Source organism: Amycolatopsis minnesotensis (assembly GCF_039529815.1).
Taxonomy (GTDB): domain Bacteria; phylum Actinomycetota; class Actinomycetes; order Mycobacteriales; family Pseudonocardiaceae; genus Amycolatopsis; species Amycolatopsis minnesotensis.
Window position 1 is genome coordinate 1 of record NZ_BAAANN010000004.1, and the last position, 25,041, is coordinate 25,041.

Here is a 25,041-nt window from a genome sequence, read left to right on the forward strand (position 1 = left end):
CCTGCACACCACGCGGCAACCGCGCCCGAACCACCATCACAACCTCCGATCACAACCGGTGTTGCAACGACCCCATGAACCCAAGACGCCTTCAGGGCATGCGCCCCGGAGGCGGAGCAGGCCCACGACGGCCACACCTGCGCGCGGAGTCAGTCGGCCGGGGCGCGCACGTGTGAGCGCACCCCTTGCAGGCCGAACAGGATCAGGAGTTCGACCGCGCCGCCGTCGGCGCTGCCCAGCCAGTGCGGCAGGGAGGTGTCGAACTCGGCGGCCTCACCGGGCGGCAGGACCAGGTCGCGCTCGCCGACCACCAGCCGCAGCCTGCCGTTGAGCACGTAGAGCCATTCGAGGCCCTCGTGGGTTTGCGGCGTCGGCTCAAGGGGTTCCGGCCGCGCGGGGATGATCATCTTGAACGCCTGCGTGCCGCCCGGCCGCTTGGACAGCGGGATGAAGACCATGCCGAACTTCCGGATCGGCTTCAGGTGGATCCGCGGGTCGCCGGTGCGCGGGGCGCCGACGAGATCGTCCAGCGGGACGCCGTAGGTGCGGGCCAGCGGCAGCAGCAGTTCCAGCGTCGCCCTCCGCTGACCGCTTTCCAGCCGGGACAGCGTGCTCTCCGAAACCCCGGTCGTCGCCGCGAGATCGGCGAGGGTGATGCCGCGGTCCCGGCGCAGCGCACGCAGCCGCGGCCCCACCACGCCGAGCAGCTCTTCCGTTTCGGGGTCCACATCGACCAGCTTGCCATAACCGCAAGATTCCGTGCCAAAGCGCGGTGAGCCTGGCGAGACTGGGCGCATCCCGACTGAAGGAGCCTCGATGAGCAGCACGGATGCGGTCGCGTTCTGGGACGGCGTCTACTCGGCCCGGCCCGCCGCCACCGACCCCCGGCCGAACGACCGCCTCACCGAAGTGGTCACCCGCCTGCCGCCCGGTGACGTGCTGGACCTCGGCTGCGGTGACGGCGGCGACGCGCTGTGGCTCGCCGGCCAGGGCTGGCGCGTCACCGCCGTCGACATCTCGGCCGTCGCGGTGGAGCGCCTCACCGGCCTCGCCCGCCTGCGCGGCCTGAACATCACCGCCGGACGGCACGACCTGAACGAGTCCTTTCCGGACGGCCGGTTCGACCTGGTCTGCGCCCACTACTTCCACACCTCGTTCGACCTGGACCGGGCGAGGATCCTGCGCTCCGCCGCGCACGCGCTGCGTCCGGGCGGGCTGCTGCTGGTCGTCGACCACGGCTCGACCGCGCCGTGGTCGTGGCACTCCGGCGCCGACGTCCGCTACCCGACCCCGGCCGAGATCGCCGCGGGAATCGACCTCGACCCAGCTATGTGGACGGTCGACCGGGCCGACGCGCCCCGCCGGATCGCGACCGGTCCCGGCGGGGACACCGCCGAGGTCACCGATCACGTCCTGCTCATCCGCCGCACCGCCTGAGGAGAAACCCATGCCTGCCGACACCCCGCCGCCCCGCACCGGGAGCAGCGAAACCGAAGTCCTGCGCGGATTTCTCGACTACCTCCGCACCTCGATCGCCGCGAAGGTCGACGGCGCACCCGAACCGCTGGTCCGCACGGCGGGCGTGCCGTCCGGCACGAACCTGCTCGGCCTGCTCACCCACCTGACCTTCGTCGAGCGCGCGACATTCCTCGGGGACAAGGTCACTAACTGGCAGGCGACCTTCCGGGTCGCACCGTCGGACAGCGTGGCCGAAGTCGTTGCCCGCTACCGCGAGGCGGTCGAGCGCGCGAACGAAGTGCTCGACGGCTGCACCGATCTCGGCGCGCCCGTCCCGCGGCCGGGACGTTCCGCCCCCAGCGTCCGCTGGGCGCTCACCCACCTGATCGAAGAAACCGGCCGCCACGCCGGCCACGCGGACATCCTGCGCGAACTGATCGACGGCGCGACCGGCCGCTGAAACCCTTGAGCAGAACGGAAAATCCATGATCATCGCATCGCGGCGGGCGGCGGCATTCCTGTCCGCAGTCCTGCTCGTCATCGGCACCGCGGCCTGCTCCGCACCCACCGCCGACGTCCCGTCCTACGCCGCCGCCACCCAGGGCGATCCGCGCTTCGGCAGCACCTTCCGGCACGAGTTCGCCGACGTCGACGGCGTCCGGATGCACTACGTGACCGGCGGCCACGGCTCCCCGGTGGTGCTGATCCACGGCTGGCCGCAGACCTGGTTCGGCTGGTGGCCGGTCATGCCCGCGCTCGCCGAGCACCACACCGTCTACGCGATCGACCTCCCCGGCCTCGGCGACAGCACGGGTTCTCCGACCGGGTACGACAAGGCCACCCTGGCGCGGTACGCGCACACCCTGATCGCCGATCGGCTCGGCGTGCGCGACGCCAGCGTGATCGGGCACGACTTCGGCGCCGCGGTGGCGTTCCAGTACGCCGCGCAGTTCCCCGCGGACACCGCCCGCCTCGGCTACTTCGACCTGCCGCTGCCGGGGCCCGCGATCGACGCGCGCACCTACCGGTCGCTGAGCTGGCACATCGCCTTCCATTCGCAGCGCCGGGTCCCCGAGGCGGTGGTCGGCGACGACGTCCGCGACTACCTGGCCCTGTTCTACCCGCAGGTCTCGTTCGGCGGAACGGCGTTCGGCGGCACCTCGGAGCGCTCCCCGTTCACCGACGCCGAAGTCACCGAGTACGCGCGGACCTACGGCAGGCCCGAGGCCCTGTCGGGCGGCTTCGGCCTCTACCGCGCACTCGACAAGGACGTCAGCGACACCGTGGCGGCGGCACCGGTCCGCGTCCCGACGCTGCTGATGACCGCGCAGGGGCAGCTCGACGCGATCAGGGGGACGGTGGCCCCGCGCCTGACCGGCATCGTGCGCGCGGTGGACGTGCCGAAGGCGGGGCACTGGCTCGTCGAGGAGAACCCCCAGTTCGTCACCGCGGAGTTGCTGCGCTTCCTCGGCTGAGCGGTGGCGCCACCCTGACTGACCGTCACCGGCTCCACCCCCTGGGTGAGAAGCGCTGATCTGTCGTGTTCGTCACCCACGCCCGAGACCAGCGGGGGAGAGGTCACACACGGGTTGCCATTACGCTGGCGACAGACCGTGTACCGGGCTTGAGAGGGCGGGAGCCGACGTGTCAGTCCAGGGTGGCGCCATCGAGGACCTGCGCAAGAGCGTCGGCCTCCGCATCGCCGACGAACCGCTGTTGCGTTCGCTCGCGGACGGCCTCGCCGACGTCGAACGCCTCCTGCGGGAGACCGTGCGCAGTGACGTCAAGGCCGTGCACGAGGCGGCGATCCACCTGGTCGAAGCCGGGGGCAAACGTTTTCGCCCGCTGTTCACGCTGCTCGCGGGCCAGTTCGGCAAGGAGAACTCCCGCGACGTCGTGGTCGCGGCCGCCGCGGTCGAGCTGGTGCACCTCGCGACGCTGTACCACGACGACGTGATGGACGAGGCCACCATGCGGCGCGGCGCCCAGAGCGTCAACGCGCGCTGGGACAACACCGTCGCGATCCTCACCGGCGACTTCCTGTTCGCGCACGCTTCACGGCTGGTGGCCGACCTCGGCACGGACGCGGCCCGCATCATCGCGGAGACCTTCGGCGAACTGGTCACCGGTCAGATGCGCGAGACGGTCGGCCCCGTCGACGGGGAGGACGCGGTCGCGCACTACCTCACCGTGATCGCGCAGAAGACCGGTTCCCTGATCGCCACCTCGGGCCGGTTCGGCGGCATGCTGTCCAGCGCGGAGCCCGAGCACATCGAGGCGCTGTGCCGGTTCGGCGAGATCATCGGCACCGCGTTCCAGATCTCCGACGACGTCATCGACATCGCGTCGCCGTCCGCGGAATCGGGCAAGTCGCAGGGCACTGACCTGCGCGAAGGCGTCAAGACGCTGCCGATGCTGTACGCGCTCGCCGACGAGGGCACCGATCCGAGGCTGGTCGAGCTGCTCTCCGGCCCGGTGACCGAGGACGCGCTGGTCACCGAGGCACTGGAATTGCTTCGCCGCTCTTCCGGACTCGAACGCGCAAGGGCCACCCTTTCCGACTACGCTCGTCGCGCGAGGGCCGAGCTGGCGGCACTGCCCGCCTGCCCGGCACGCGACGCCTGTGAGTCCGTTGCCGACTACCTGGTCGAGCGGACGCGCTGAAAGCGGGCCCGGCCTCGCGTCATGGGTGGGTCGCCGAGCCGTCACTGACAGTGGCGCCGCTCGGTGGCGGCAGGAAGGAAGTGACCGCGCGAGATGTCTCTTTTCCAGCAGGTCTGGCTGTGGAGTGCGCTGGCGTTCGTGGTGGGGGCCCTGCTGTCCTGGGTCTTCCTGACCAGGCCGGTGCAGAAGCGCAACCGGGAGCTAGAGCGGAGACTGGCCGAGGAGACCGCGCGGCCCAAGCAGAGCAGCTTCCCGGCGACGGTGGCCGCCGGCGCCGTGGGAGCGGCAGGCGCCGCCGGTGCCTTCGCGGGCTCGGACACCGGATCGGACATCGACGACGCCTTCGCGACTGTCAACCAGGGCGGGGCCCCGGAGCCGACGCCGACCAGGACGTTCGAACCGGCCACGGCCGAGTCGTTCCCGTCGCCGGAAACCGCGCCGCCCGCGCCCTCTGCGTCCTCTCCGGGCTACGCCGCGGACGAGCCGGAGTGGTCCGTCCGCGATCTCTCCGCGGACCGGGACACCGCTCCCGAGACGGCTGGTCACGCACTGTTCGCCGAAGACCCGCCCGATGGCCCGACCGCGCGCACCGGCGGGGTCGGTTCGGTGCTCGAGCCGGAGCAGCCCGAGCGGGTGCGGTTCGATTTCAACGCCGCCGATGACGCGGCGTTCGAACCCGTGGGACGCGACGAGCCAGCGAGCTACGGGCGGGAGTCCGAAAAGGACACCAGTGCGGCCGAAGAGACCTCGATCTTCCAATCGGTCTCGTCCTCCACTGTGGACAATGAGCCTTCGTCGTACGGCTCCGCCGAGGAGACCTCGGTGTTCCAGCCGTCCTCATTGGACTACTACCACGAAGAGAACGGCGACGGTCCGGAGCCGGTTCCCGCGGCACACCAAGAAAAAAATGAGTCCGCGGAACCCGGAGCGCTCTTCGCCGAGCCCGAGCCGACCTCGATGGCCGACCCCCTCGCCGCACCGTCGGAGACCGGGTTCGACCCGGCCTTCCCCGACGACGTGGAAACCCCTGCGGATCCGGGAGCTTCGGTTTTCGAACCGCGCGTGAAGCCGCAGTCGAATTCGTTGTTCCAGCCCGCGCCGCGAGAGGAAGAGACGCCCGCGTACGCGTTCAGCGCCGGTCCCGAAGCCGAATTGAACGAGGACGCGGAGCAGGACGACGACGGCGTGCCCGAAGAGTCGGCCGCCGAAATGACGCAGGTACTGCCGAAGCGGCAGCCGCGCCAGTCACCGCCGGGCGGTTTCGACCCGCCGCGCCCGATCCAGCCGTCGATGCGGCCGATCGAACGGCGCGAACCCGAAGGCGGCGGCCACAGCGGATCGCTTTTCGAACCCGCGGTGCCCCCGAACCAGCACGCCCCGGCGCCCGCCGAGGATCAGTCACCACCCGCGCGCGAGCACAGCGGCAGCAGCGTGCCGCCGGGTCCGTTCGGCCCCGGCTCCGCGATGCCGAAGCCCGGTGGCGGCCGCCCGACCGACGAGTTCACCGTGAAGGCCAGCGTGACCGCGCTGCGGTACTGCTCGGAGGAGTCGCCGCAGTTCCCGCGCATGGTCGCGGAGGTGTGGTTCCGCACCGCGGCCGACGCCGAGCGGGTCGGTTTCCGCCCGGTCACCTAGTGTTCTGGGCCTGTCGCGGATCTGGGCAATCAGCACCGTGACCGAGGTGAAGGTGCCGCGGCGGATCGACTGGCGGGTGATGATCGGTCTCGATCAAGAACCGCGCTCGAACGGCAGCGGCTCCCGGCGGTCACGAGTCGCCGAGGGCCGCTGCCGAGACCCGATCAGTGCTTCAGCGAGCCCGGGTAGAGGTACTCGTCAGCGGGAATCGTGGTGCTCCGCGTCCAGGCTCGGAAGAAACCCGACAGGTCCTTGCCGGAAATGTGCTGCACGAGCGCTTCGAAGTCCGGCCAGGAGGCGTTGCCGCCACTGTGCTGTTCTTGCCACTGGGTGAGTGCGCGGTCGAAGGCGCCGTCTCCGACGGTGCGCCGCAGTGCGTGCAGCATCAGCGGTCCCGTGCGGTACACCGCCCAGAGGTACTTTTCCGCGCCGGGGTTGTAGAGCGGGATGTGCCAGAACTCCGGCTTGTCCTTGTTGGCCACGACGATCTCGTGGTACTTCGCGTCGAGATTCTGCCCCTCCTTCGCTTCGATCCACAACCATGACGCGTAACTGGCGAAGCATTCGGCGACGCAGATGTCGCGCCATTGCTTTCCGGTGACATCGTCGCCGAACCATTGATGCGCCTGCTCGTGCACGATGAGGGAGGAGACGACCTCGGGGAGGTCGATACCGGGGTAGAACGGCCTGCTCTGCGTTTCCAGGCCCAGTGCGACCTGCTCGTTGAAGTAGATGCCACCGGCCGAGGAGAACGGGTACCTCCCGAACTTGGTCGACAGGAAATCGATGATCTCCGGAACGCGGTCGCCGTACTTCCTCGCCGCGGCTTCCGCGCCGGGGGCGTAAGCGCTGATAACGGGGGTGCCGTCGGAGAGGGCGGCGTTCACGATGGTGAACTTCGCGATGGCCAGGATGGCGGTCCACGTGGCCAGTGGTTTGTCCTCGTGCCACCGGAAGGTGGTTTTGTTCGACGGGTGGTCATTGGACGGGTACCAGCTGGTGGCCGAATGCGGCTCGCCGATCACGAACATGCCACCGGTTTCCGGGTTGAACCGGGCGTCACCGTTCTTGCCCGAGTACACCACGCGCACGTCGAACCTGGCACCGCTGGGGATTCGCCTTGCCGGAGTGACGATCAGCTCGTGCTCACCGGAACGGGAGAAACCCTTTACGGCAGTGCCGTTGATCGTGACCGAGGAAATGTCGAAGGTCTTGGCGAAGTCCAGGTTGAACCGGTCCAGCACTTCGGTCGCGGTGGCCGAAACCGTGGTGTCGCCAGTGAGTTCGTCCGCGAGCAGTGCTCCCATAGTCGAAGAACCGCGTTTCACCACAGATAACACGTTCTCTCCTTCGTTGGCACCGGTCAGGCTGGGGCGGCGTCGGACTTCCAGTCGGGATGGCCGGGCATCGGCGGGGTCTTCTTCGCGTACAGCCAGTCGGTGAGCAGCGCGGTGACATCGCGACCGGAGACCTCACGCGCGGTCTTGAGGTAATCGGCAGTCGAGAGCACACCGTCCTTGAACCGGCCGACGACCGCACGTTCGACCTTCTCGAACAACTGCGGGCCTACCGTCTGGCGCAGGGCGTAGAGGGCCAGCGCGCCACCGGCGCGCTGGATCTGGCCGGAAATCGGCTTCGGCGCGGCGGGAGGCCCTTCGGTGTCGCGCAGGTTTTGATCCATGCCGTAGAACATCCGCATGCTGTCGGCGAAGGCTTCGGCGGAACCGGGATGAGCCAGGTCGGCCTCGTACCAGGCTCCGTAGAAGTGGGCGTGGCCCTCGGCGAGCCAGTCGTCGGCGAGCGTCTTCGGGGTGACCGAGGCACCGAACCACTGGTGGTTCAACTCGTGCGCGCGCACGTAGTCCGCGGGGCCGCTGGCCAGCGTGGCCGCGTCGATGGTGCTCATCGTCTGGCTCTCGTAAGGGCCCACGGCGCCCAGCGGGGCGAAGATTCCGTAGGTGCCGAACGGGTAGGGACCCAGTCTCGCGGTCTGCCACCGAAGCTGATCGTCAGTTCGGGCCAGCGTCTCGCGCAACTGCCCGACCTGCGCGGTCGGGACGACATCGCGCATGGTCACCCCGTCCGGCCCCTCGTGGGTGAGCCGCGAATAGGGCCCCACCGCGATCTGACCGTCGGCGGCGGGCATCGGATGGACCATGCGGTACTTGCGGGCCGCGCGGTCCCCGGCGAGCGGGGTGGTCTCGACCAGGTCTCCGTTGGCAACGCCGGTGAGGCGGGCAGGAGCGGTGACGGTGATGGTGAAGGTGGCCTTGTCCGCGATGTCGTTCTTGCACGGGAAGACGTGGTGCATGGTCTGGTGCGTCTGGGGTGAGATCGCGAAGCCGTCCTCGATTTCCCGCCACGGCCCGTGCCCCTCGGGCCCGTTGTCCCTGGTGACCCGGTAGTCCACGGTGACGGTGAACTCCGCGCCCCTGGCCAGCCGGTGCGGGCTGACGTACAGCTTTTCTTCCCTGGTCTCGAATCTGGCCTGCTGGCCATCCACGGTGACCTTGTCGACCGTCCCGCCCCCGAAATCCAGTGCGAATCGGGACAACGGCTGGGTGGCTCTGGCCTTCAGCGTCGTGGTGCCGGCCATGTCCTTGGAGGCGGACCGGTACTCCAGGGACACCGCGTAGTCCAGGGCGTCGTAATCTCCGGTGCCCGCCACAGGTTGACCCGCGGCAACACCCGTACCAAGCGCGACTGCCACGCAGGCAATCGCGGTCGAGCGGTATAGGGTTTTCACGACCACGAACGTAGGGACGCGATGTCCCAGTCTTGTCCAAACGACGTCGCAGTCACTTCGCAACGGCTACCGGGCCAACGAGCGAGGCCCCCGGCGAACTGAACTGCCGAGGGCCCCTGCCGTGCGGTCTGCGGTCAGTGCGCGGCGTTGCGGGTGAAGGCCGCCCATGCGGTGGCTGACACGGTGAGGTGTCCGGCGGCGCGGTCCTTGGTGTCCCGCACGCCCACGGTCGGCGTGAGCCGCACCTCGACGCAATCCTGCGTTTCCTTGCTCCAGCTCGACTTGAACCAGGTGCCGGAGTCACGAGGTATCGTCATTCTGCTTTCTCCAATTCAGTGAGCCGGTCCGCGATGATCTCCGCAGTAGCCTCGGAAGTCATCGCCTTCTCTCGCACATCGTCGGCGGCCCGCCTGTGATCTGCGATGTATTGGGGCGCCTGCATCATTAGTCCGCTACGGTGCATTTCCAGGCTCACGATCGGTGGCACCTCGTCGGAGTCGATCAGGATGAACGGCCCTGTGAGAAGTGGCGTCCACCCTGCCGAGTTGGACACCAGTCGTATGTCCACATTGGACTGACCCATCGATTCGAGAAGATGGCGCATCTGGTCGGCCATGATTTCGCGGCTGCCGATGACCTGGTGAATCGCGGATTCGCCGAGGAGCACGTTCAACTGGGCGGGGTTCTTGCGGGTGATCAGGTGGCGGCGGCCGATCCGTTCGGTGACGCGCTGATCGACTTCGTCCTCGGGCACGCCGCCGCTGATCATGATCGCCCGGATCACGTCGTAGGTCTGGAGCACGCCAGGGATCAGGAGTGGCGACAGCTGGGTAACAACCGTCGCCGTGCGTTCGGCGGCGAGCAGTGCCGCGACCTGCTGACGGCGTTCGGGCAGGGTGACCGCGAGCCACTGGGAACGACCGGCGCCGTTCGCGAGCGCCATCAACTCGTTCGCGGCGGCACCTTCGAGGCCGAGGGCTTCGATGACTTCCGCGACATCTTCCGGCTTCGGCGTTCGCTCGCCGGTTTCCCACCGTGCGATCAGGCCGGACGAGGATGTCTTGCGTCCCATCAGTTCAGCGAGCTTCCGCTGGGTGACGCCAACTTCTTCCCGGGCGGCTTTCAGGGCGTGTCCCAGTGCGGTCGTGGGCGTCCGCGTGCTTCCAGCCATGCAGCAGATCATAGGGCAGGTCCGGCGATATGCGGACCTCACCCGATCAGGCTCTTGCACTCGATGCTACCAGTGGTGACACTACTGGGCATCATGGGTAGCACGGGTAGCAGACGTCGCGGGCCCACCAGAAGGCTACCGGGGAGGTTCCGCATGGACGGCGCGGCATGGCAGACGAGGCTCATCACGCCGGTACTGGAGCTGCCCGGCAGAAACCCGACGCAGCTCGTCGTCGGCCTGCTCGTGACCGACCAGGGCATCCGCACCGGAATGCGGATCGGCGAGGACGGCACCGTTGTCCTCGTCCCCGACCAGGCGGCGAACGAGCACATCAAACACGTGCGGGCGACCGTCGCCGACCGGCGACGGCTCGGCGACACCTGGTGAACCCCGTTGTGTGGTTGCTTCCGCTGCTGACACTCGCGGCCGGTCTGCCGCAGTGACTTCACACCGGCGCGCACCGCGACATGATTGCGACAAAGCCCGGACGAGACCCGGAGGTACCGCCGGGAATCTGGGGACATGACCGACAACCCACAGCAGGAAGCGGAACGTGCCACCGCGCGGCAGCCGGACGCGGTCGCCTCGTGGCGCCGCCACCTCCCGGAAGGACGACTGCTCGGCATCGACGTCCTGCGCGCGATCGCCATCCTCGGGATGATCTGGATGCACTTCGGCCTCACCGGCTGGCTCACCGCGGGACCACCCGGCGAGCCGGCGGAATCGATCGGCTGGCTGAACCACCTGTTCGACGTCCGTTCCCGGGAGATCTTCTTCCTGCTGGCCGGGGTCACCGTCGCGGTGACCACCGGCGGGGCGAGGCGGCACCGGGGACGGCTGATGGCACGCAGCGCACTGCGGGTGGCGGTGCGGGCGATCGTGTTGGTCCTGTTCGCGCTCGTACTCGGCGAACTCGGTGCGTGGGAGGCCCAGATCCTGCACTTCTACGCGGTGTGGCTGGTGCTCCTGCTGCCGTTCGCGGTGCTCCGGGCGCGCACGCTGTTCGTCATCGCCGGTGTGCTGGCGGTCGCCGCCCCGATCTTCAAGCTGCTCCAGCACAATCTGCGGCTGTTCGAACCGGACCTGCGGGAGATGCTGCGGATGTCCGGGCACGGCGGGTTCAGCCTGCTCGCGCACCCCGGGGACTGGCTGCCGACCCTGCAGAACGTCGTCTTCGGCGCCGGAACCACCGCCCAGGACACCATCGCCGTCCTGCCGTTCCTCGTACTCGGTCTCGCGCTGGGCCGGCTCGACCTGCGCAGCCACGTGATTCGCCTGCGCATGGTGGTGACCGGTGCGGTGACGGCCGTCGGCACCGTCCTCATCGGACTCCTGGCGATGTATCCGTTCGGCGCCGCGGGCGCGGTCACCGCGTTCGCGAACGCCGGGGACGCGGCGGATATCCGCGCGCCGTGGCAGGAACTCGTCACGACGGCCTGGCCCGGCCCGGCGAACACCCTGTTCAGCATCGCCGAGTTCGTCCTCATGATGGGCCTCATCACCGCCCTGCTCGGCGCTCTGCTCATCGCGGCGGAGCTCACGATGTGGCGGCGGCTGCTCTGGCCCTTAGCCGCCTTCGGCAGCATGGCGCTGACGTGGTACTTCGCCCACTTCGAGATGCTCGGGTCCGGCCTTTTCCTCGATGTGCGGGGACTCCCGGAGAACCGCACGGTTGTGGCGTTCCTCGTCTTCCTCGTCCTCGCGCTCGCCATCTCGGTCCTCTGGCGGCGATGGACCGGCCGCGGGCCGTTGGAATGGCTCCAGCACTGGATCATCACGCACGTCGTACCGGTCCGGACGGCCGGGCCGGACCCTCGTTCGCGAACTCAGGATCCGGGGACGGTGTGAACGTGCGCCAGAACCCCGGATCACTCAGCTAGTCGATGCAGTGGGCCAGCGCGTTGTGGACGAGCAGGTACTCGCGGAGTGCCATCGCCCGGTTGTCGTGCACCATGGGGTCCGCCCAGTTGTGCCAGCGGAGATGGGCTTCCGCGACCCCGCAGCCGGCGGACTCGGCGATCGACCTCGGGTCCACCCCGGCCAGGACGGCGCGGTGGAGCAACGGCGGGAACGCGCGGCGGGTCCATGCGGTCAGCGAAGCCAGCTCGGCCAGCTCGTCGAGCACGGCGCTTCGATAAGCCTTCTGCCGTTGGCGCGGCAAAACCCCGTTCGAAGCTCGTTCGCCGGTTTCCACCACTGTCCGCACTTCGCTCATCACGCGACACCTCACGGGTTGCCAGCCACCTGCCTGATGGATACCCACCATGGCCCGGCCTCACACCCCCGTTTCCGCGTAAGGTCGCCTCGTGTCGTCCGCCGAAACCGAGGTCGTCTGCGTTTCCCGTGATGATCCGCGTCTCTGCGCCGGGTACCACGAGCGGTATCCGGAGGGCGAGGCGTACCCGGAGCTGCCGTCGACGCGGGTGCTGTGGGTGATCGGGTTCGGCGAGCCGGTCTCCGTCGGCCGGGGCGAACGGCGCTCGTCCTTCGTCGCCGCGCCGCGCGACCGGGTGTCGATGATCGGGGTCGGTGGCCTGCAGCACGGGATCCGGTTGCGGCTCGACCCGTTGGACGCGTTTTCGCTGTTCGGGGTGCCGATGCGCGGGCTCGGCACCGAGTTCCCCGAGATCGACGCCGTGCTCGGGCGCCAGGGTGCCGACCTGACCGAGCGGCTCTTCGAAGCGGGCGGCTGGCGCCGCCGGTTCGCGGTCCTCGACGCGGCGCTCGCGCGGCTGCGCGCGCGGGGTCCGAAACCGGATCCCGGGGTGGCGTGGGCGTGGCGGCGGATCGCGGCGACCGGTGGCACGGTCAGGATCTCCGGGCTGGCCGACGAGCTGAGCATGAGCAGGCGGCATCTCGCGCGCCGGTTCCACGACCAGGTCGGCATGGCGCCGAAGACCGCGGCGAGGATCCTGCGGTTCGAGCGGGCCGCCGAACTCGTCGCCGACCCGTCCCGTTCGTTCGCGCAGGTCGCCGCCGAGACCGGGTACGCCGACCAGGCGCATTTCACCCGCGAACTGCGCGCGTTGACGCTGCGGACGCCCGGCGATCTGAGGTCCCAAACGTTCAAGCCGTGACCGGCCGCGCGACCGTACCGTCCCGGGCATGGACAAGCTCAGACCGACTCGGGTCGTCCCGGTCATGTGCGCCGGCCTCGTGTGCACCGTCGTCGTCGCGGTGCTCCCGCTGTTCGCCGGGGACGTGCTCGGGCAGCACGTTCGCGACGTCTACACCGGCTATGTCGATGCCGCGAAGATCGATTCGAGCGGGACGGTGGTGCTGGGGTACCTGGTCGCGATCGGTGCGCTGGGCGCGCTCGCCTGGCTCGGGAGCATCCGAGCGGTACGCCGCGGGAACCGCCGGGCCCGCGTGGTGGCGACCGCGGTCTTCGCCGTCGCGACCTCCTTCGCGGTGGCGAACCTGTTCGTCGGCGAGTACGGGAAGCCGCTCGTGCCCCAGCTTTTCGGGCTCGCGGGACTCGCGCCGTGCGTGATCGGTCTCGGCGCGGTCATCCTGCTCTGGCGGCGTCCGGCGGCCTAGCCGGTGCCGACTCCGCACGACCTACTTTTCCGGCGTCTCGTACCGGGTGGCGAGCGCGACGGCGCGGTCGCGCAGGGACGTGCGCAACCATTGCGGGGCAAGGGCTTCCGCGTCCGTGGTGAGCCGCCACAGCGCCCATTCGGCGTGTCTCGGATCCTGGTAGGTCACCTCCAGCCGCAGCCAGCCGTCCGCATCGGCTTCTTCGGTGCGGACGGTCAGTGCGGTGCCCGCCAGGTCCTCGCGCCGTGCCGGGTTCACCCGTACCAGCACGGCGACCTGGTCACCGCTGGTCCGGAACCGCGTGCCGCGTTCCTGCCAGGCCCGGTCCAGATCGACCCGGTCCGGTCGCTGCGCGGGTTCGTCGAGTTCCTCGGCCGCCAGGATCCTGGACAGCCGGTAGGTGCGGTCCTCGCCCGCTCTCGTGGCGAGCAAATAGCCCTGCTCGCGCACGGTGACCAGGCCGATCGGGTCCACCGTGCGCCACTTCGGGGCCTGATCGCGTGCCGCGTAGTGGATGCGCAGCTTGTGCCCGGCGAACACCGCGCGCCGCACTTCGGACACCAGGGTGTCGGGCACCTCCTCCGCGACCACGCGGCGCGAGAGGAGATCGGTCTCCGGGTCGATGAGCAGGCGCTGGACCGCGCCCGCCGCGGTGGCCCGATAGCCCTCGGGCAGCGCGTCGACCACTTTGCGCATCGCCGAAGCGAGCGCCGAGCCGAGGCCGAACACCTGCGCGCCGCGCCGTGATCCGGCGACCAGCAGTGCGAGCGCTTCGTCGTGGTTCAGCCCGGTGAGTTCGTCCTGGAAACCGGGCAGCAACGCGAAACCGCCGTGCCTGCCGCGTTCGGCGTAGACCGGGACACCGGCCGCGGACAACGCCTCGATGTCGCGCAGCACGGTGCGCGTGGACACTTCCAGCTCGCGGGCCAGCCTGGCCGCGGACAGCCGGCCGTGCCGGCGCAGCAGCAGCACCAGCGAGACCAGCCGGTCGGCGCGCACCCGGAAACCCTATCGGAATACGCGACACAGGATGTCGTGATTCGCTGCGAGGCTGTCATCGCAGGTGAGCCCGAGGAAGCGAATGGAGCTGCGGCAGTGGAACGAACGGCAGTCAACCCGGTGACGTGGTCGGCGGAAATGGGATTCAACCAGGGTGAGCTCGTCACCGGGCACACCCGCACCCTGTACTGCTCCGGGCAGACCGCGATGAGCGGCGACGGCAAGCCCCAGCACGACGGTGACCTGGCGGCGCAACTGGCCCTGAGCCTCGACAACCTGGAGGCGGTGCTCGGCGAGGCAGGCATGTCGCTCGCGAACCTCGTCCGGCTCACCGTCTACGCCACCGACGTCGATCTGCTCCTCCGGCACTACGGCGTGCTGGCGTCGCGGCTGGGTGCCGCCCCGGGCATGGTGGCGCCGGCCACCACCATGCTCGGGGTGGCACGGCTGGCGATCCCCGGCCAGCTCGTGGAACTCGAAGGAACCGCCGTCGCGTAGCACGGGTCACGCGGAGCGCGCGACGCGGAACCCCACGTCGCGCGCTCCGGAAGGTCGGGTGGCTGCGCCGCCGCACCGACGCCCGGCAGCCCCGGGGACGGCGACCAGCCCGGTTACGCGACCGTCCAGGTGTCCTTGCCCCGCAGAAGTCCTTGCAGGTCAGGGGTTTTCGCGGCCTGGGCCTGCTCGACCTGCGCGCGGGCCTGGTCGTCGTAGGTCGGCCTGCTGACCTGGCGGAGGATCCCGGTCGGCGTGTGGTGCAGGTCCTGGTCGGCGAGGCGGGACAGCGCGAACGCGTAGCTGGTGTCCATAATGGACGGATCGTGGGTGACCAGGTTCGCCTCGCCGATCTCGGAGACCTTCGCGACTTCGAGGCCGCCCCAGCCGCTGCTCGTGACGCCGTACTCCTGCTCGGGACCGAACCGGATCGGCTCGCCCGCGCGCAGCGGGATGATCCGCCGCTGCGCCTCTTCCTTGTCCTTCAGCACGTCGAACGCGCCGTCGTTGAAGATCGGGCAGTTCTGGTAGATCTCCACCAGCGCCGATCCCCGGTGCCGAGCCGCCGCGGTGAGCACCTCGGTCAGCCCGGCGCGATCGGAGTCCAGCGCCCTGCCGACGAACGTGGCCTCGGCGCCGAGCGCCAGCGAAAGCGGGTTGAACGGGGTGTCCACCGAGCCCATCGGGGTCGACTTCGTGACCATGCCCTGGTCCGAGGTCGGCGAGTACTGGCCCTTGGTGAGCCCGTAGATCCGGTTGTTGAACAGCAGGATCTTCAGGTTCACGTTGCGCCGCAGCGCGTGGATCAGGTGGTTGCCGCCGATCGACAGCGCGTCACCGTCCCCGGTCACCACCCACACCGACAGGTCCGGCCGCGTGGTCGCGAGCCCGGTCGCGATCGACGGGGCGCGCCCGTGGATCGAGTGCATGCCATAGGTGTTGAGGTAGTACGGGAACCGCGACGAACAGCCGATACCCGAGACGAACACGATGTTCTCGCGCTTGAGGCCGAGCGTGGGCAGGAACGACTGCACCGCGTTCAGCACCACGTAGTCGCCGCAGCCGGGACACCAGCGGACCTCTTGGTCGCTCTTGTAGTCCTTGGCCTTCTGCGGCTCGTCCGTTGCTGGCACCAGGTCCTGCCCGCCGAGCGCGGGAAGGCCAAGGTCGGTGGCCGTCATGCGGAGGCCTCCTCGGTGGTCGCGGTGATGATGTCGGTGAAGACGTGCTGCAGCTCTTCGGCCTTGAACGGCAGGCCCGCCACCTTCGTGTAGCTCTGGACGTCGATCAGGAAGCGCGCCCTGAGCAACATCGAAAGCTGGCCGAGGTTCATTTCCGGCACCACGACCTTGTCGTACGACGCGAGGATGTCGCCGAGGTTCGACGGCATCGGGTTCAGGTGGCGCAGGTGCGCCTGCGCGATCGGCAGGCCGCCCTTGCGGACGCGGCGGCACGCGGCGCCGATCGGCCCGAACGACGAACCCCAGCCGAGCGCCAGCACGCGCGCCTTGCCCCCGGAGGGGTCGTCGACGACGAGATCGGGCACGTCGATGCCGTCGACCTTCGCCTGCCGCAGCCGCACCATCTTGTCGTGGTTGTCGGGGTCGTACGAGATGTGCCCGGTGCCGTCGGCCTTTTCGAGCCCGCCGATCCGGTGCTGCAGCCCCGGTGTACCCGGCACCGCCCACGCGCGGGCGAGGGTCTCGGGATCGCGGACGTAGGGCCAGAACTCGCCCGAATCGTCGGTGGCGTTCGGCTCGGCCGCGAAGGTGACCTTCAGATCGGGCAGCGACGCCACGTCCGGGATCAGCCACGGCTCGCTGCCGTTCGCGATCGCGCCGTCGGAAAGCAGCAGCACCGGCGTGCGGTAGGCGAGCGCGATCCGGGTGGCTTCGAGCGCGGCGTCGAAGCAGTCGGCGGGGGACAGCGGCGCCACGATCGGCACCGGCGACTCGCCGTTGCGGCCGAACATCGCCTGCAGCAGGTCGGCCTGCTCGGTCTTGGTCGGCAGCCCGGTGGACGGCCCGCCGCGCTGGACGTCGATGACGACGAGCGGGAGTTCCGTCATCACGCCGAGCCCGATCGTCTCGGACTTCAGCGCGACACCGGGGCCCGACGTCGAGGTGACCCCGAGCGCGCCGCCGTAGGAGGCCCCGAGTGCGGCGCCGATCCCGGCGATCTCGTCCTCGGCCTGGAAGGTGATGATGCCGAAGTTCTTGTGCTTCGACAGCTCGTGCAGCACGTCGGAGGCCGGGGTGATCGGGTAGGTGCCGAGCAGGATCTTCAGCCCGCTCTGCTGACCGGCGGCGACGATCCCGTACGCGAGCGCGGTGTTGCCGGTGATCTGCCGGTAGGTGCCCCGCGCCAGCTTCGCCGGGGCGACCTGGAACGTCGTCGCGAACGACTCGGTCGTCTCGCCGTAGTTCCAGCCCGCGCGGAACGCCAGGATGTTGGCCTCGGCGATGTCCGGCTTCTTCGCGAACTTCTCGCGCAGGAACCGTTCGGTGCCCTCGGTCGGCCGGTGGTACATCCAGGAGAGCAGGCCGAGCGCGAACATGTTCTTGCAGCGCTCGGCGTCCTTCTTGCCGAGGCCGGTGTCCGCGAGCGCGCCCTGGGTCAGCGTCGACATCGCGACTTCGTGCACCCCGAACGGTTCGAGCGAGCCGTCCTGCAGCGGATCGGCGCCGTAGCCGACCTTCGTCAGGTTCCGCTTCGAGAACTCGTCGGTGTTCACGATGACGGTGCCGCCGTGCGGCACGTCGGCGATGTTGGCCTTGAGCGCCGCGGGGTTCATCGCGACGAGCACGTCCGGCCGGTCGCCGGGGGTGAGGATGTCGTAGTCGGCGAAGTGGACCTGGAAGCTCGACACGCCGGGAATGGTGCCTTGCGGCGCCCTGATCTCGGCGGGGAAGTTCGGCATCGTCGACAGGTCGTTCCCGAAGGCCGCGGCCTCGGAGGTGAACCGGTCACCGGTCAGCTGCATGCCGTCACCGGAGTCGCCCGCGAACCGGATGACCACCCGGTCCAGCTGGCTGATTTCAGTGGTTCGGGTCGCTGACAGGGCACCGTTGCCGCTGCCGTTCGCGCTCGCACTCATGGGGCTGGGAATCCCTCTCTCCCGGCTAGCTGCACTGGACGCATCCTGTCGCCCATACCTCGACATTACTTGGTGTTTCCCTGGAGGGGGCGGCGGTGTGACCTGATTTACCTGTAACCGATGGTAACAGTAACTTTCCGCAGGTGGGTGTGGTGCCGATCTCACGGACGGTACGCCCGGCGTCTCACTCCACGGGAACCCCTGAACTGAGAACTGGGGTTATTTCCGGTGTATCCGGGCGCGCATCGCGGCGAGGCGCTCGGCGAACGCGTCGGAATCGACCGATTCGAGCTGCGGCACCAGTTCCACGTCGACGGCCTCGGCGTGCGCGATGCCGGTACGGGTCTTCCGCATCGACCGCTTCGTCGCGAGCACCAGTTCCCTCGGCGCCTCGGCCGCGGGGCGGGCGAACGCCAAGGCGGCGGCGACGAGCGCGTCGTGATCACCGTCCACGACGCGCAGCACGAGTCCGGCGTTCGTGGCGGCTCCGGCGTCGAGGACCTCACCGAACAGGGTCATCGCGGCCGCCCGCTGCGCGCCGACCGCGCGCTGCAGCATCCACGTCATGCCGCCGCCGGGGTGCAGGCCGAGTTCGAGGAACCGGGCCACGAACTTCGCCCGCGGCCCGGCGATCCGGACGTCCGCCGCGAGCGCGAGGTTCAGCCCGGCGCCGACCGCCGCGCCGCCCACCGCCGCGATCGTCGGCAGCTCGCACCTGGCCACGGCGAGGAACCCCTCGTAGACGCGGCGCAGCCCGGTCTCCTTCGCGGCACCGAGGTGCGCGAGGTCGGCGCCGGCGCAGAACGCGGGCGGTGCGCCGGTCACGACCAGCGCGTGCACCGTCTCGTCGCGTTCCGCCTCGGCGACGGCCTCGCTGAGCTGGTCGGACAGGTCGAGGGTGAGCGCGTTGCGGGTGGTCGGCGCTTCGATGGTCAGCACCGCGACGCCGTCGGCGCGCTCGCTGCGGATCCGGTCGGTCATGCCCCGCACTCTCTCAGGTGCCCGGCGTCGGCGGGCGGTCCAGCATCCGGGAGAGCACCACGGTCGACACGGTCCGGTCGACGATCTCCAGCCCGCGCAGGCGTTCGAGCGCGGTTTCGAGCTGGTGGATGTCGGCGGCGCGCAGGTGCACGATCGCGTCCGCGGCGCCGGTCACGGTGTACGCGGCGACGACCTCGGGCAGCGGTTCGAGGCGCGCCCTGATCCTCGCCGGGGTCACGTTGCCCTGGCAGTGCACTTCGACGAAGGCCTCGGTGCCCCAGCCGAGCGCCTCCGGGTCGACGACCGCGGTGAAGCCGCGGAGCACCCCGGTTTCGAGGAGCCTGTCGACGCGGCGCTTCACCGCGGGCGCCGACAGTCCGACGACCTTGCCGATGTCCGCGTAGCTCGAGCGCGCGTTCGCGACGAGGCACGAAATGATTCGCTGGTCGATCGAGTTCACACGCAATGTTTAGCAGGTATGCGCGCATGAAACCTTGATTGCTTGCATCTTGATCGAGCAATACCGTTGAGTCATGACGGTTGCTGGGACGCTCGACGCGACGCGGGTTCCGACCACCCGCCGCTACCTGATGTGCCCGCCGCGGTTCTTCGCGGTCGACTACGTGATCAACCCCTGGATGGACCCGAGCCAGCCGGTCGACGCCGACCTCGCGATGGCGCAGTGGACCGAGCTCAGGGACACCTACCGGCGCCTCGGCCACACCGTCGAGGAGATCACCCCGCGGCCCGGCCTGCCGGACATGGTGTTCGCCGCCAACTCCGGCACCGTGATCGACGGCCGCGTGCTGGGCTCGCGGTTCCGCGCGCCGCAGCGCTCGGCCGAGGCGGAGCACTTCCGCCGGTGGTTCGTCGAGCACGGCTACCGCGACCTGACCATGCCCACCAAGATCAACGAGGCCGAGGGCGACTTCGCCTGGACGGGCGGGCTGCTGCTCGCGGGCACCGGCTTCCGCACCGACCCCGCCGCGCACGGCGAAGCGCAGGAAGTGCTCGGCGTCCCGGTGGTCTCGCTGCGGCTGACCGATCCGCGCTACTACCACCTCGACACCGCGCTGTTCGTGCTCGCCGAGGCGACCGACACCGCGCCGGCCCAGATCGCGTACTACCCGGACGCCTTCTCTCCGGGGACTCGGCGAGTGCTCGCACGGCTCTTCCCGGACGCCGTGCTCGGCGACGAAGCGGACGCGTCGTGCTTCGGGCTCAACGCCGTTTCCGACGGCCGCAACGTGGTGCTGCCGCTCGAAGCCGTGTCACTGGCGGACCGCCTGGCCGCGCGCGGGTACGAGCCCGTGCTGCTGGACATCTCCGAGCTGCGCAAGGCAGGCGGCGGCCCGAAGTGCTGCACCCTCGAAATCCGCAAGTGAGCGCCGACGGAGGACGCTGACTTCGCTTCGGGCCTCTCGTGCGGGCCGGGTTCCCTGGCGCGGCGGCTTCCTGGCGCCACTTTCCGCACCCTCGCGGGTGGGCGGGGACGGTGCTGGTATGCCCTGGCTCGAAAATAAGCAGATTCGCCGGGCACGACAAGATCGCCCCTCCACTGGAGGCGCGCGCCATATTTTCACCCCTGGCAGTACGTCCCCGCCAGGGGACACAGATGACTGAAGGATGCTTTCCGGGACTCTGACGCCACTTTTCGCACCCTCGCGGGTGGGCGGCCACGGCTGTTCATGCCCCGAAGGCGTCCTTCGGGGCATCTATGTCCCCGAAGGCGTCCTTGAGGGCATAAGCAGCACCATGCCGCGCGCCGCGAAGGGCGAGAGCGCGGCGTCAGATTCCCCGAAGGCGTCCTTGAGGGCATGTGCCGGGGCTTCGCAGCTCGTGTCTCTTTCTCGTTTCCGTGCTGACGCCCCGGAAGGGGGGCCCTCAGAGACGTGACTGTCGCGGATCTGGCCTTCGCGGCCTGCCCTTCGCGGATCCGGCCTTCGGGGCTTGCCCTGCTCCAGGCCGCATGCCCCGAAGGGGCCCTTGAGGGAATCTGACGCCGCGAAGGCGTCCTTCAGGGCATGGGCGTGGCCGTGTCGCGCGCCCGCGAAGGGCGAGGATGTGGCGTCAAAGTCCCCGAAGGCGTCCATCAGGGCATGGCAGGACCCCGCCGGGCAGCGCGAGTTCGTGCGAGGGCGGGGTTCAGGGCCGCTCGGGGTCGCATTTTCGCGCGGCGGGGATTGTCGCTTATTTACCTACGGTTGGAGCATTGAGTTGGGCCGCTTGCCGGGCCATGATGGGCATGTCTCGCCTTGGTAAGGAAAGGTTCCTAACTAGCTCGGCCTATCTAGGGAGTTGGCATGCGAAAGTTCGTCCTTGCCGCCGCCTTGCTCTTCGCGGGAGCGCTCACGCCTGCCGCGTTCGCCTCCGCGAGCCCGGCAGCGCCGCCGTCCGCCGGGGCGGCGATCCAGGCCGGGCCGAGCGCGGCCCAGCTGCTCGCCAAGGTCAGTTCCTGCAAGCAGATCTCGAACGGCAAGTACCGGACCGACGACGAGACCGGCAAGACGGTCCCGGTCTGCGACGCGGGCGGCGCGGTCTTCTGGAAGGCCGACCTGGACATCGACTGCGACGGCCAGCGCACCAGCCAGTGCAACGAGAACACCGACTGCTGCTTCCTCCCCGACACCGCGTTCCCCCAGTCCGACGGCAAGCCGCTGAACGCCGCGAAGCTGCCCTACGTCGTGGTGCCGAGCGCCAGTGGCATCTGGGACTACCGCGAGTCCGGGCTCAAGGGCGGCGGCTCGTGCGCGGTGATCTACCGCGACAAGGTCGTCTACACGGTCATCGGTGACACCGGCCCCGACCAGATCATCGGTGAGGCCTCGTACGCGACCGCCGGCGCGCTCGGCATCAACCCCGACCCGAAGAACGGCGGCACCGACTCCGGCGTCACCTACGTCTGCTTCAAGAACTCCGTGGTGTCCCCGATCGAAAACCACGACAAGGCCACGAGCACCGGCGAGGCGCTCGCCACCAAGTTCGTCGGCTGAGGCCGGACCGGAAAACGCCGGACCGGAAACGCCGGACCGGAAACGCCGAACGGGAAAACACAGACCGGCGCGGAGCCGAGGGGGAGCGGGCTCCCCTGAAGGCCGTCACCCCTCGGACAGGCGGCCTTCGGGGGCAGCTCGCTCGATGAGCGCGGTGAGCTCGTCCGCCCTCGACTGCCACGAGAACGCGCGCACCGAAGCCCGTAGCTCCTCGGCGGGTTTCGGTGCGCCTTCGGCGATGCTGGCCCTGATCGCGTCGAGGAACTCCGCGTGGTCGTGCGCCACCCGGACGCGGTCGGCGTAGCCGGCGAGTTCGGCGAAGTCCGTGCTCACCACCGGCAGCCCGAGCGCGAGGTACTCCTTGAGCTTGATCGGGTTGGCGTGCCGGATCCAGTCGTTGTCGAGCCACGGCATGATCGCCACGTCGAACCCCGACCCGTAGGCCGGGATCGTCTCATGTGGACGGAACCCGAGCCGGTGCACGTTGGGGTACTTGTCGAACCGGGACATGTCGTGGGTCGCGTCGCCGATCAGCACCAGCGCGCAGTCCGGCAGCTCGGCGGCGACCCGTTCGAGCAGGTCGAAGTCGACCACGAAATCGTCGAGCGCGCCGAAGAACCCGATGCGCGGGCCGCGGATCTCGGTGAGGTCGGCCGGCCACTGCTGACGGGCACGCGGGCGGAAGTGTTCGAGATCGACGCCGTGGTCGAGGAAGTGCGCGCGGTCGCCGGTGCGCGGGCGCTCCTCGTCGAGCAGCGCGTGGCTGACGTAGGTGACGAGATCCGCGTTCTCCAGCAGCCCGTGTTCGAGCGCCTCGATCGCACCGCGGTCGGCTTCGGGGAACTCGGAGTGCCGGTCGGAGCGGTTGAACACCAGCGCGCGCCGCGGCATCGGGCGCACCACGTCCCACGCGGTCGGGATGGTGACGACGTAGGCAGGCCGGTGGATCCGCAGCGCGGCGCACACCGCGCGCACCTGCGCCCTGACCAGCACCGCGTTGACCTTGCGCAGCAACGGCGAGCCGTAGAAGGGCAGCGGCAGCGGTGACATCATGTAGAACCCCGGCAGCGGCTTGCGCACGAACTTCGCGACGCTGCGCAGCTTCCGCAGGATCCGCGCGCCGGTGCGGGTGCTCTTGCCCGGCGTCGGCATCCGCATGCCGATGCTGTTGACGACCAGCACCTTCCGCCGCCGTGCGATCGAGCGCATCAGCTGGAAGTCCGAATGCGCGCGGTTGTGGTACCACCAGTCCTGCGCGGCGAAGCACACGTACGCCGGTGCGCCGGAGTCTTCGGGGCCTTCCGGCCAGTCGGGCATGCGCAGCAGTTCGTGCACCGCCCTGCGGTGCTTGGCGCCGGCGTCCCCCTTGCGCACGGCCGCGCGCAGCAGTTCGTTGCCCAGCACGGCGAGCCACATCGACGTGGCGGCGAACCGGCCGTCGCGTTCGCGGCGCAGCCGGATCCGGTTGGTGGTGGCCAGCGACCACAGGTAGTCCGATGTGGACTGTTCACCGCCGAGGTGCACGGCGACGGCCCTCGGGTCGTAGCGCACCGCGAACCCGTGGTCGCCGGCGCGGAGCATGTACTCGGTCTCCTCCGAATAGAGGAAGTACCGTTCGTCGAGCCTGCCGACGGCGTCGACGCATTCGCGGGAGACGAGCCAGCACGCGCCGGTCGCCCAGTCCGCGGTGCCCGCCCGTTCGTAGGCGGCGCGGTCGACGACGAGTTCCCCGAGCGCGCGGATCCGCCCCGCCCTGGTGCCGCCGAGGAGTGCTTCCCCGAGCGCGCGCCTGGTCGTGGGCCTGCGGCGGAGGGAGAGTTGCGGCCGTCCCCGCCCGTCGAGCAGTTCGGGCACCGCGATCCCGGTGCCGGGCGCGGTCACGGCTTCGCGCAGCGCGCGAACCGCCGCCGGGTCGAGCCGGATGTCGGGGTTGAGGACGAGGATGTCGCTTTCGGGCGCGGCGGCGATGCCCGCGTTGACGCCCGCGGCGTAGCCGAGGTTCGGCTGGGTGAGCACAGTGGCGGGCACCGGGGTCGCGGCCACGACGTCGAGCGTGTCGTCGGCGGAGCCGTTGTCCACCACGATGATGCTGCTGTCTTCGAGCCCGGCGAAGGCGGCTTGGACGGAGAGCAGGCAGTCCTCGATCACCGCGGCGCTGTGGTGGGTGACGATGACGGCGCAGATCGGCCGGAATGCGGTCATCGGCTCTCCGCTCCCTTCGCGGGCGTGGTTCTTCGCAGGCGCCGCACCGCCGCCGTGGCGAGCAGCCGTGCGGCGAACGGCGCGTCGTCGACGAGGTAGCGCTTCGCGAGCCGCTTCGGTTCGAGCGCGAGCCGGTGCAGCCATTCGGCGCCCGCCCGCTGCATCGCGGCCGGCGCGCGGCGGAATTCGCCCGCCGCCATCGGAATGCCCGCGCCGCAGCCGACGTACCACGCCGACGGCAGGTCCGCCCGCAGCCTGTGGATCACCCGTTCCTGCTTGGGAAACCCGAGCCCGGCGAACACGAGGTCGGGCTTCGTCTCGGTGAGCTTCGCGGCGAGCGCGGCCATGCCGTCCTCAGTGCGGTCGAAGCCGAGCGGGGGTGAGTCGGTGCCCGCGACCCGCAGGCCGGGGAACCGCGTGACGAGCGCTTCGGCCGCGGCTTCGGGCACGCCGGGTTCGCCGCCGACCAGGTACACCGACCGATCGGTGCGTGCGGCGGCCTCGGACAGGGAGAAGACGAGCGACGCCCCGGTGACGCGCTCGGGCACGCGGTGCCCGGCGAGGCGGGCGGCCCACACCACCGGCATCCCGTCCGCGACCACGAGATCCGCTTCCGCGATGAGCGCCGCCAGTTCGGGCCGCTTCACCGCGGCGCGCACGATGTCGACGTTCGCGGTGACGACCCAGCCGCCCGCGCCGCGCTCCCACGCGGATTCGACGATGGCGGAGAGCCGCTCTTCGGAAACGGGGTGGACGTCGGTCGCGCCGACGCGGGCGACCGGGAGCGTCAGCGTGCCGAGAAAGCCGTCTTCGGCCACCGAGGCGGCAGCGGGGGCTGGAGCATTCATGGTGTTTTGCCACCTAAGTTTTTCGCGAAAGGCCGACTGAACACTCTGTGGTCGCATAGTCTGCGGATCGCCGGAAAACGTTACAGGGCACTGAAAAACTGAGAAAGTGGCGCTGTGGCCGCATTCGGCCTGGTCGGGTTGGTTATTAACGGGTTGCCGGGAAATGGTGTGTCAGCACCGGTGTTCCTGCGGCTGAACGGCCCAATCGCCTT

The 25,041-nt window shown here is 69.6% G+C and carries 25 protein-coding genes; 12 read left to right on the forward strand and 13 right to left on the reverse strand.

Features of this window, described 5'->3' with window-relative positions:
- Nucleotides 1-149: 149 nt before the first annotated feature.
- Nucleotides 150-728, reverse strand: coding sequence for a helix-turn-helix domain-containing protein (locus ABD256_RS05730; protein ID WP_344414229.1), 579 nt, complete (start codon nt 726-728; stop codon nt 150-152).
- 88 nt (nt 729-816) lie between these two features.
- Between ABD256_RS05730 and ABD256_RS05735 the strand changes: the two genes are divergently transcribed.
- The 5 genes from ABD256_RS05735 to ABD256_RS05755 all read left to right on the forward strand — a co-directional run bounded on the left by ABD256_RS05735 (nt 817) and on the right by ABD256_RS05755 (nt 5,757).
- Nucleotides 817-1,437: a class I SAM-dependent methyltransferase gene (locus ABD256_RS05735; RefSeq protein WP_344414231.1), complete on the forward strand. Its 621-nt coding sequence runs from the start codon at nt 817-819 to the stop codon at nt 1,435-1,437.
- 10 nt (nt 1,438-1,447) lie between these two features.
- Nucleotides 1,448-1,918 (forward strand): DinB family protein, encoded by a 471-nt coding sequence (locus tag ABD256_RS05740; protein WP_344414233.1) that lies wholly within the window; start codon nt 1,448-1,450, stop codon nt 1,916-1,918.
- Between the two features lie 25 nt (nt 1,919-1,943).
- On the forward strand, nt 1,944-2,933 hold the full coding sequence (locus ABD256_RS05745; RefSeq protein ID WP_344414235.1) for an alpha/beta fold hydrolase: 990 nt from the start codon (nt 1,944-1,946) through the stop codon (nt 2,931-2,933).
- A 169-nt stretch (nt 2,934-3,102) separates the two neighbouring features.
- Nucleotides 3,103-4,122, forward strand: coding sequence for a polyprenyl synthetase family protein (locus ABD256_RS05750; RefSeq protein ID WP_344414237.1), 1,020 nt, complete (start codon nt 3,103-3,105; stop codon nt 4,120-4,122).
- A gap of 93 nt (nt 4,123-4,215) precedes the next feature.
- Nucleotides 4,216-5,757, forward strand: coding sequence for a sunset domain-containing protein (locus tag ABD256_RS05755; RefSeq protein ID WP_344414239.1), 1,542 nt, complete (start codon nt 4,216-4,218; stop codon nt 5,755-5,757).
- Nucleotides 5,758-5,921: 164 nt separating this feature from the next.
- Here ABD256_RS05755 and ABD256_RS05760 read toward each other — a convergent pair whose 3' ends face one another.
- From ABD256_RS05760 to ABD256_RS05775, 4 genes are all read right to left on the reverse strand, one after another.
- Nucleotides 5,922-7,097, reverse strand: coding sequence for a M1 family metallopeptidase (locus ABD256_RS05760; RefSeq protein ID WP_344414242.1), 1,176 nt, complete (start codon nt 7,095-7,097; stop codon nt 5,922-5,924).
- A 23-nt stretch (nt 7,098-7,120) separates the two neighbouring features.
- Nucleotides 7,121-8,425 (reverse strand): M1 family metallopeptidase, encoded by a 1,305-nt coding sequence (locus tag ABD256_RS05765; RefSeq protein ID WP_344414244.1) that lies wholly within the window; start codon nt 8,423-8,425, stop codon nt 7,121-7,123.
- 212 nt (nt 8,426-8,637) lie between these two features.
- Nucleotides 8,638-8,820 carry a DUF397 domain-containing protein gene (locus ABD256_RS05770; RefSeq protein WP_344414247.1) on the reverse strand — a complete coding sequence of 61 codons (183 nt, stop codon included), beginning with the start codon at nt 8,818-8,820 and terminating at the stop codon, nt 8,638-8,640.
- Nucleotides 8,817-9,674 (reverse strand): helix-turn-helix domain-containing protein, encoded by an 858-nt coding sequence (locus ABD256_RS05775; protein ID WP_344414249.1) that lies wholly within the window; start codon nt 9,672-9,674, stop codon nt 8,817-8,819. The genes ABD256_RS05770 and ABD256_RS05775 overlap by 4 nt, the downstream gene beginning before the upstream one ends.
- A 153-nt stretch (nt 9,675-9,827) precedes the next feature.
- Between ABD256_RS05775 and ABD256_RS05780 the strand changes: the two genes are divergently transcribed.
- Both ABD256_RS05780 and ABD256_RS05785 read left to right on the forward strand, forming a co-directional pair.
- Nucleotides 9,828-10,061 carry a hypothetical protein gene (locus tag ABD256_RS05780; RefSeq protein ID WP_344414252.1) on the forward strand — a complete coding sequence of 78 codons (234 nt, stop codon included), beginning with the start codon at nt 9,828-9,830 and terminating at the stop codon, nt 10,059-10,061.
- Nucleotides 10,062-10,196: 135 nt separating this feature from the next.
- Nucleotides 10,197-11,522, forward strand: a complete 1,326-nt coding sequence (locus tag ABD256_RS05785) for an acyltransferase family protein (protein WP_344414254.1) — start codon at nt 10,197-10,199, stop codon at nt 11,520-11,522.
- Between the two features lie 28 nt (nt 11,523-11,550).
- Here ABD256_RS05785 and ABD256_RS05790 read toward each other — a convergent pair whose 3' ends face one another.
- Nucleotides 11,551-11,889, reverse strand: a complete 339-nt coding sequence (locus ABD256_RS05790; protein ID WP_344414256.1) for a hypothetical protein — start codon at nt 11,887-11,889, stop codon at nt 11,551-11,553.
- A gap of 91 nt (nt 11,890-11,980) precedes the next feature.
- Here ABD256_RS05790 and ABD256_RS05795 point away from each other — a divergent pair, with 91 nt between their 5' ends.
- Both ABD256_RS05795 and ABD256_RS05800 read left to right on the forward strand, forming a co-directional pair.
- Nucleotides 11,981-12,751, forward strand: a complete 771-nt coding sequence (locus tag ABD256_RS05795; RefSeq protein ID WP_344414258.1) for a helix-turn-helix domain-containing protein — start codon at nt 11,981-11,983, stop codon at nt 12,749-12,751.
- 28 nt (nt 12,752-12,779) lie between these two features.
- On the forward strand, nt 12,780-13,214 hold the full coding sequence (locus ABD256_RS05800; protein ID WP_344414260.1) for a hypothetical protein: 435 nt from the start codon (nt 12,780-12,782) through the stop codon (nt 13,212-13,214).
- 21 nt (nt 13,215-13,235) lie between these two features.
- Here ABD256_RS05800 and ABD256_RS05805 read toward each other — a convergent pair whose 3' ends face one another.
- On the reverse strand, nt 13,236-14,213 hold the full coding sequence (locus ABD256_RS05805) for a helix-turn-helix transcriptional regulator (protein ID WP_344414262.1): 978 nt from the start codon (nt 14,211-14,213) through the stop codon (nt 13,236-13,238).
- Nucleotides 14,214-14,309: 96 nt separating this feature from the next.
- Here ABD256_RS05805 and ABD256_RS05810 point away from each other — a divergent pair, with 96 nt between their 5' ends.
- On the forward strand, nt 14,310-14,711 hold the full coding sequence (locus ABD256_RS05810) for a RidA family protein (protein ID WP_344414264.1): 402 nt from the start codon (nt 14,310-14,312) through the stop codon (nt 14,709-14,711).
- Between the two features lie 113 nt (nt 14,712-14,824).
- On the opposite strand, the gene ABD256_RS05815 is transcribed toward ABD256_RS05810, so the two are convergent.
- From ABD256_RS05815 to ABD256_RS05830, 4 genes are all read right to left on the reverse strand, one after another.
- Nucleotides 14,825-15,889, reverse strand: coding sequence for a 2-oxoacid:ferredoxin oxidoreductase subunit beta (locus ABD256_RS05815; protein ID WP_344414266.1), 1,065 nt, complete (start codon nt 15,887-15,889; stop codon nt 14,825-14,827).
- Nucleotides 15,886-17,805 (reverse strand): 2-oxoacid:acceptor oxidoreductase subunit alpha, encoded by a 1,920-nt coding sequence (locus ABD256_RS05820; protein WP_344414268.1) that lies wholly within the window; start codon nt 17,803-17,805, stop codon nt 15,886-15,888. The genes ABD256_RS05815 and ABD256_RS05820 overlap by 4 nt, the downstream gene beginning before the upstream one ends.
- 219 nt (nt 17,806-18,024) lie before the next feature.
- Complete coding sequence (locus ABD256_RS05825) at nt 18,025-18,786, reverse strand: enoyl-CoA hydratase (protein WP_344414270.1); 762 nt, start codon at nt 18,784-18,786, stop codon at nt 18,025-18,027.
- A gap of 13 nt (nt 18,787-18,799) precedes the next feature.
- A complete protein-coding gene (locus tag ABD256_RS05830) occupies nt 18,800-19,246 on the reverse strand; it encodes an Lrp/AsnC family transcriptional regulator (protein ID WP_344414273.1) in 447 nt (148 codons plus the stop codon).
- A gap of 73 nt (nt 19,247-19,319) precedes the next feature.
- Between ABD256_RS05830 and ddaH the strand changes: the two genes are divergently transcribed.
- Entirely contained in the window at nt 19,320-20,171 is an 852-nt protein-coding gene (ddaH, locus tag ABD256_RS05835) for a dimethylargininase (RefSeq protein ID WP_344414275.1), read from the forward strand.
- 918 nt (nt 20,172-21,089) lie between these two features.
- Nucleotides 21,090-21,779, forward strand: coding sequence for a glycoside hydrolase family 75 protein (locus tag ABD256_RS05840; RefSeq protein ID WP_344414277.1), 690 nt, complete (start codon nt 21,090-21,092; stop codon nt 21,777-21,779).
- Between the two features lie 105 nt (nt 21,780-21,884).
- Here ABD256_RS05840 and ABD256_RS05845 read toward each other — a convergent pair whose 3' ends face one another.
- Both ABD256_RS05845 and ABD256_RS05850 read right to left on the reverse strand, forming a co-directional pair.
- Nucleotides 21,885-23,981: a glycosyltransferase gene (locus tag ABD256_RS05845; RefSeq protein ID WP_344414278.1), complete on the reverse strand. Its 2,097-nt coding sequence runs from the start codon at nt 23,979-23,981 to the stop codon at nt 21,885-21,887.
- A complete protein-coding gene (locus ABD256_RS05850) occupies nt 23,978-24,829 on the reverse strand; it encodes a WecB/TagA/CpsF family glycosyltransferase (protein ID WP_344414279.1) in 852 nt (283 codons plus the stop codon). Before ABD256_RS05850 ends, ABD256_RS05845 begins: the two co-directional genes overlap by 4 nt.
- Nucleotides 24,830-25,041 lie beyond the last annotated feature (212 nt).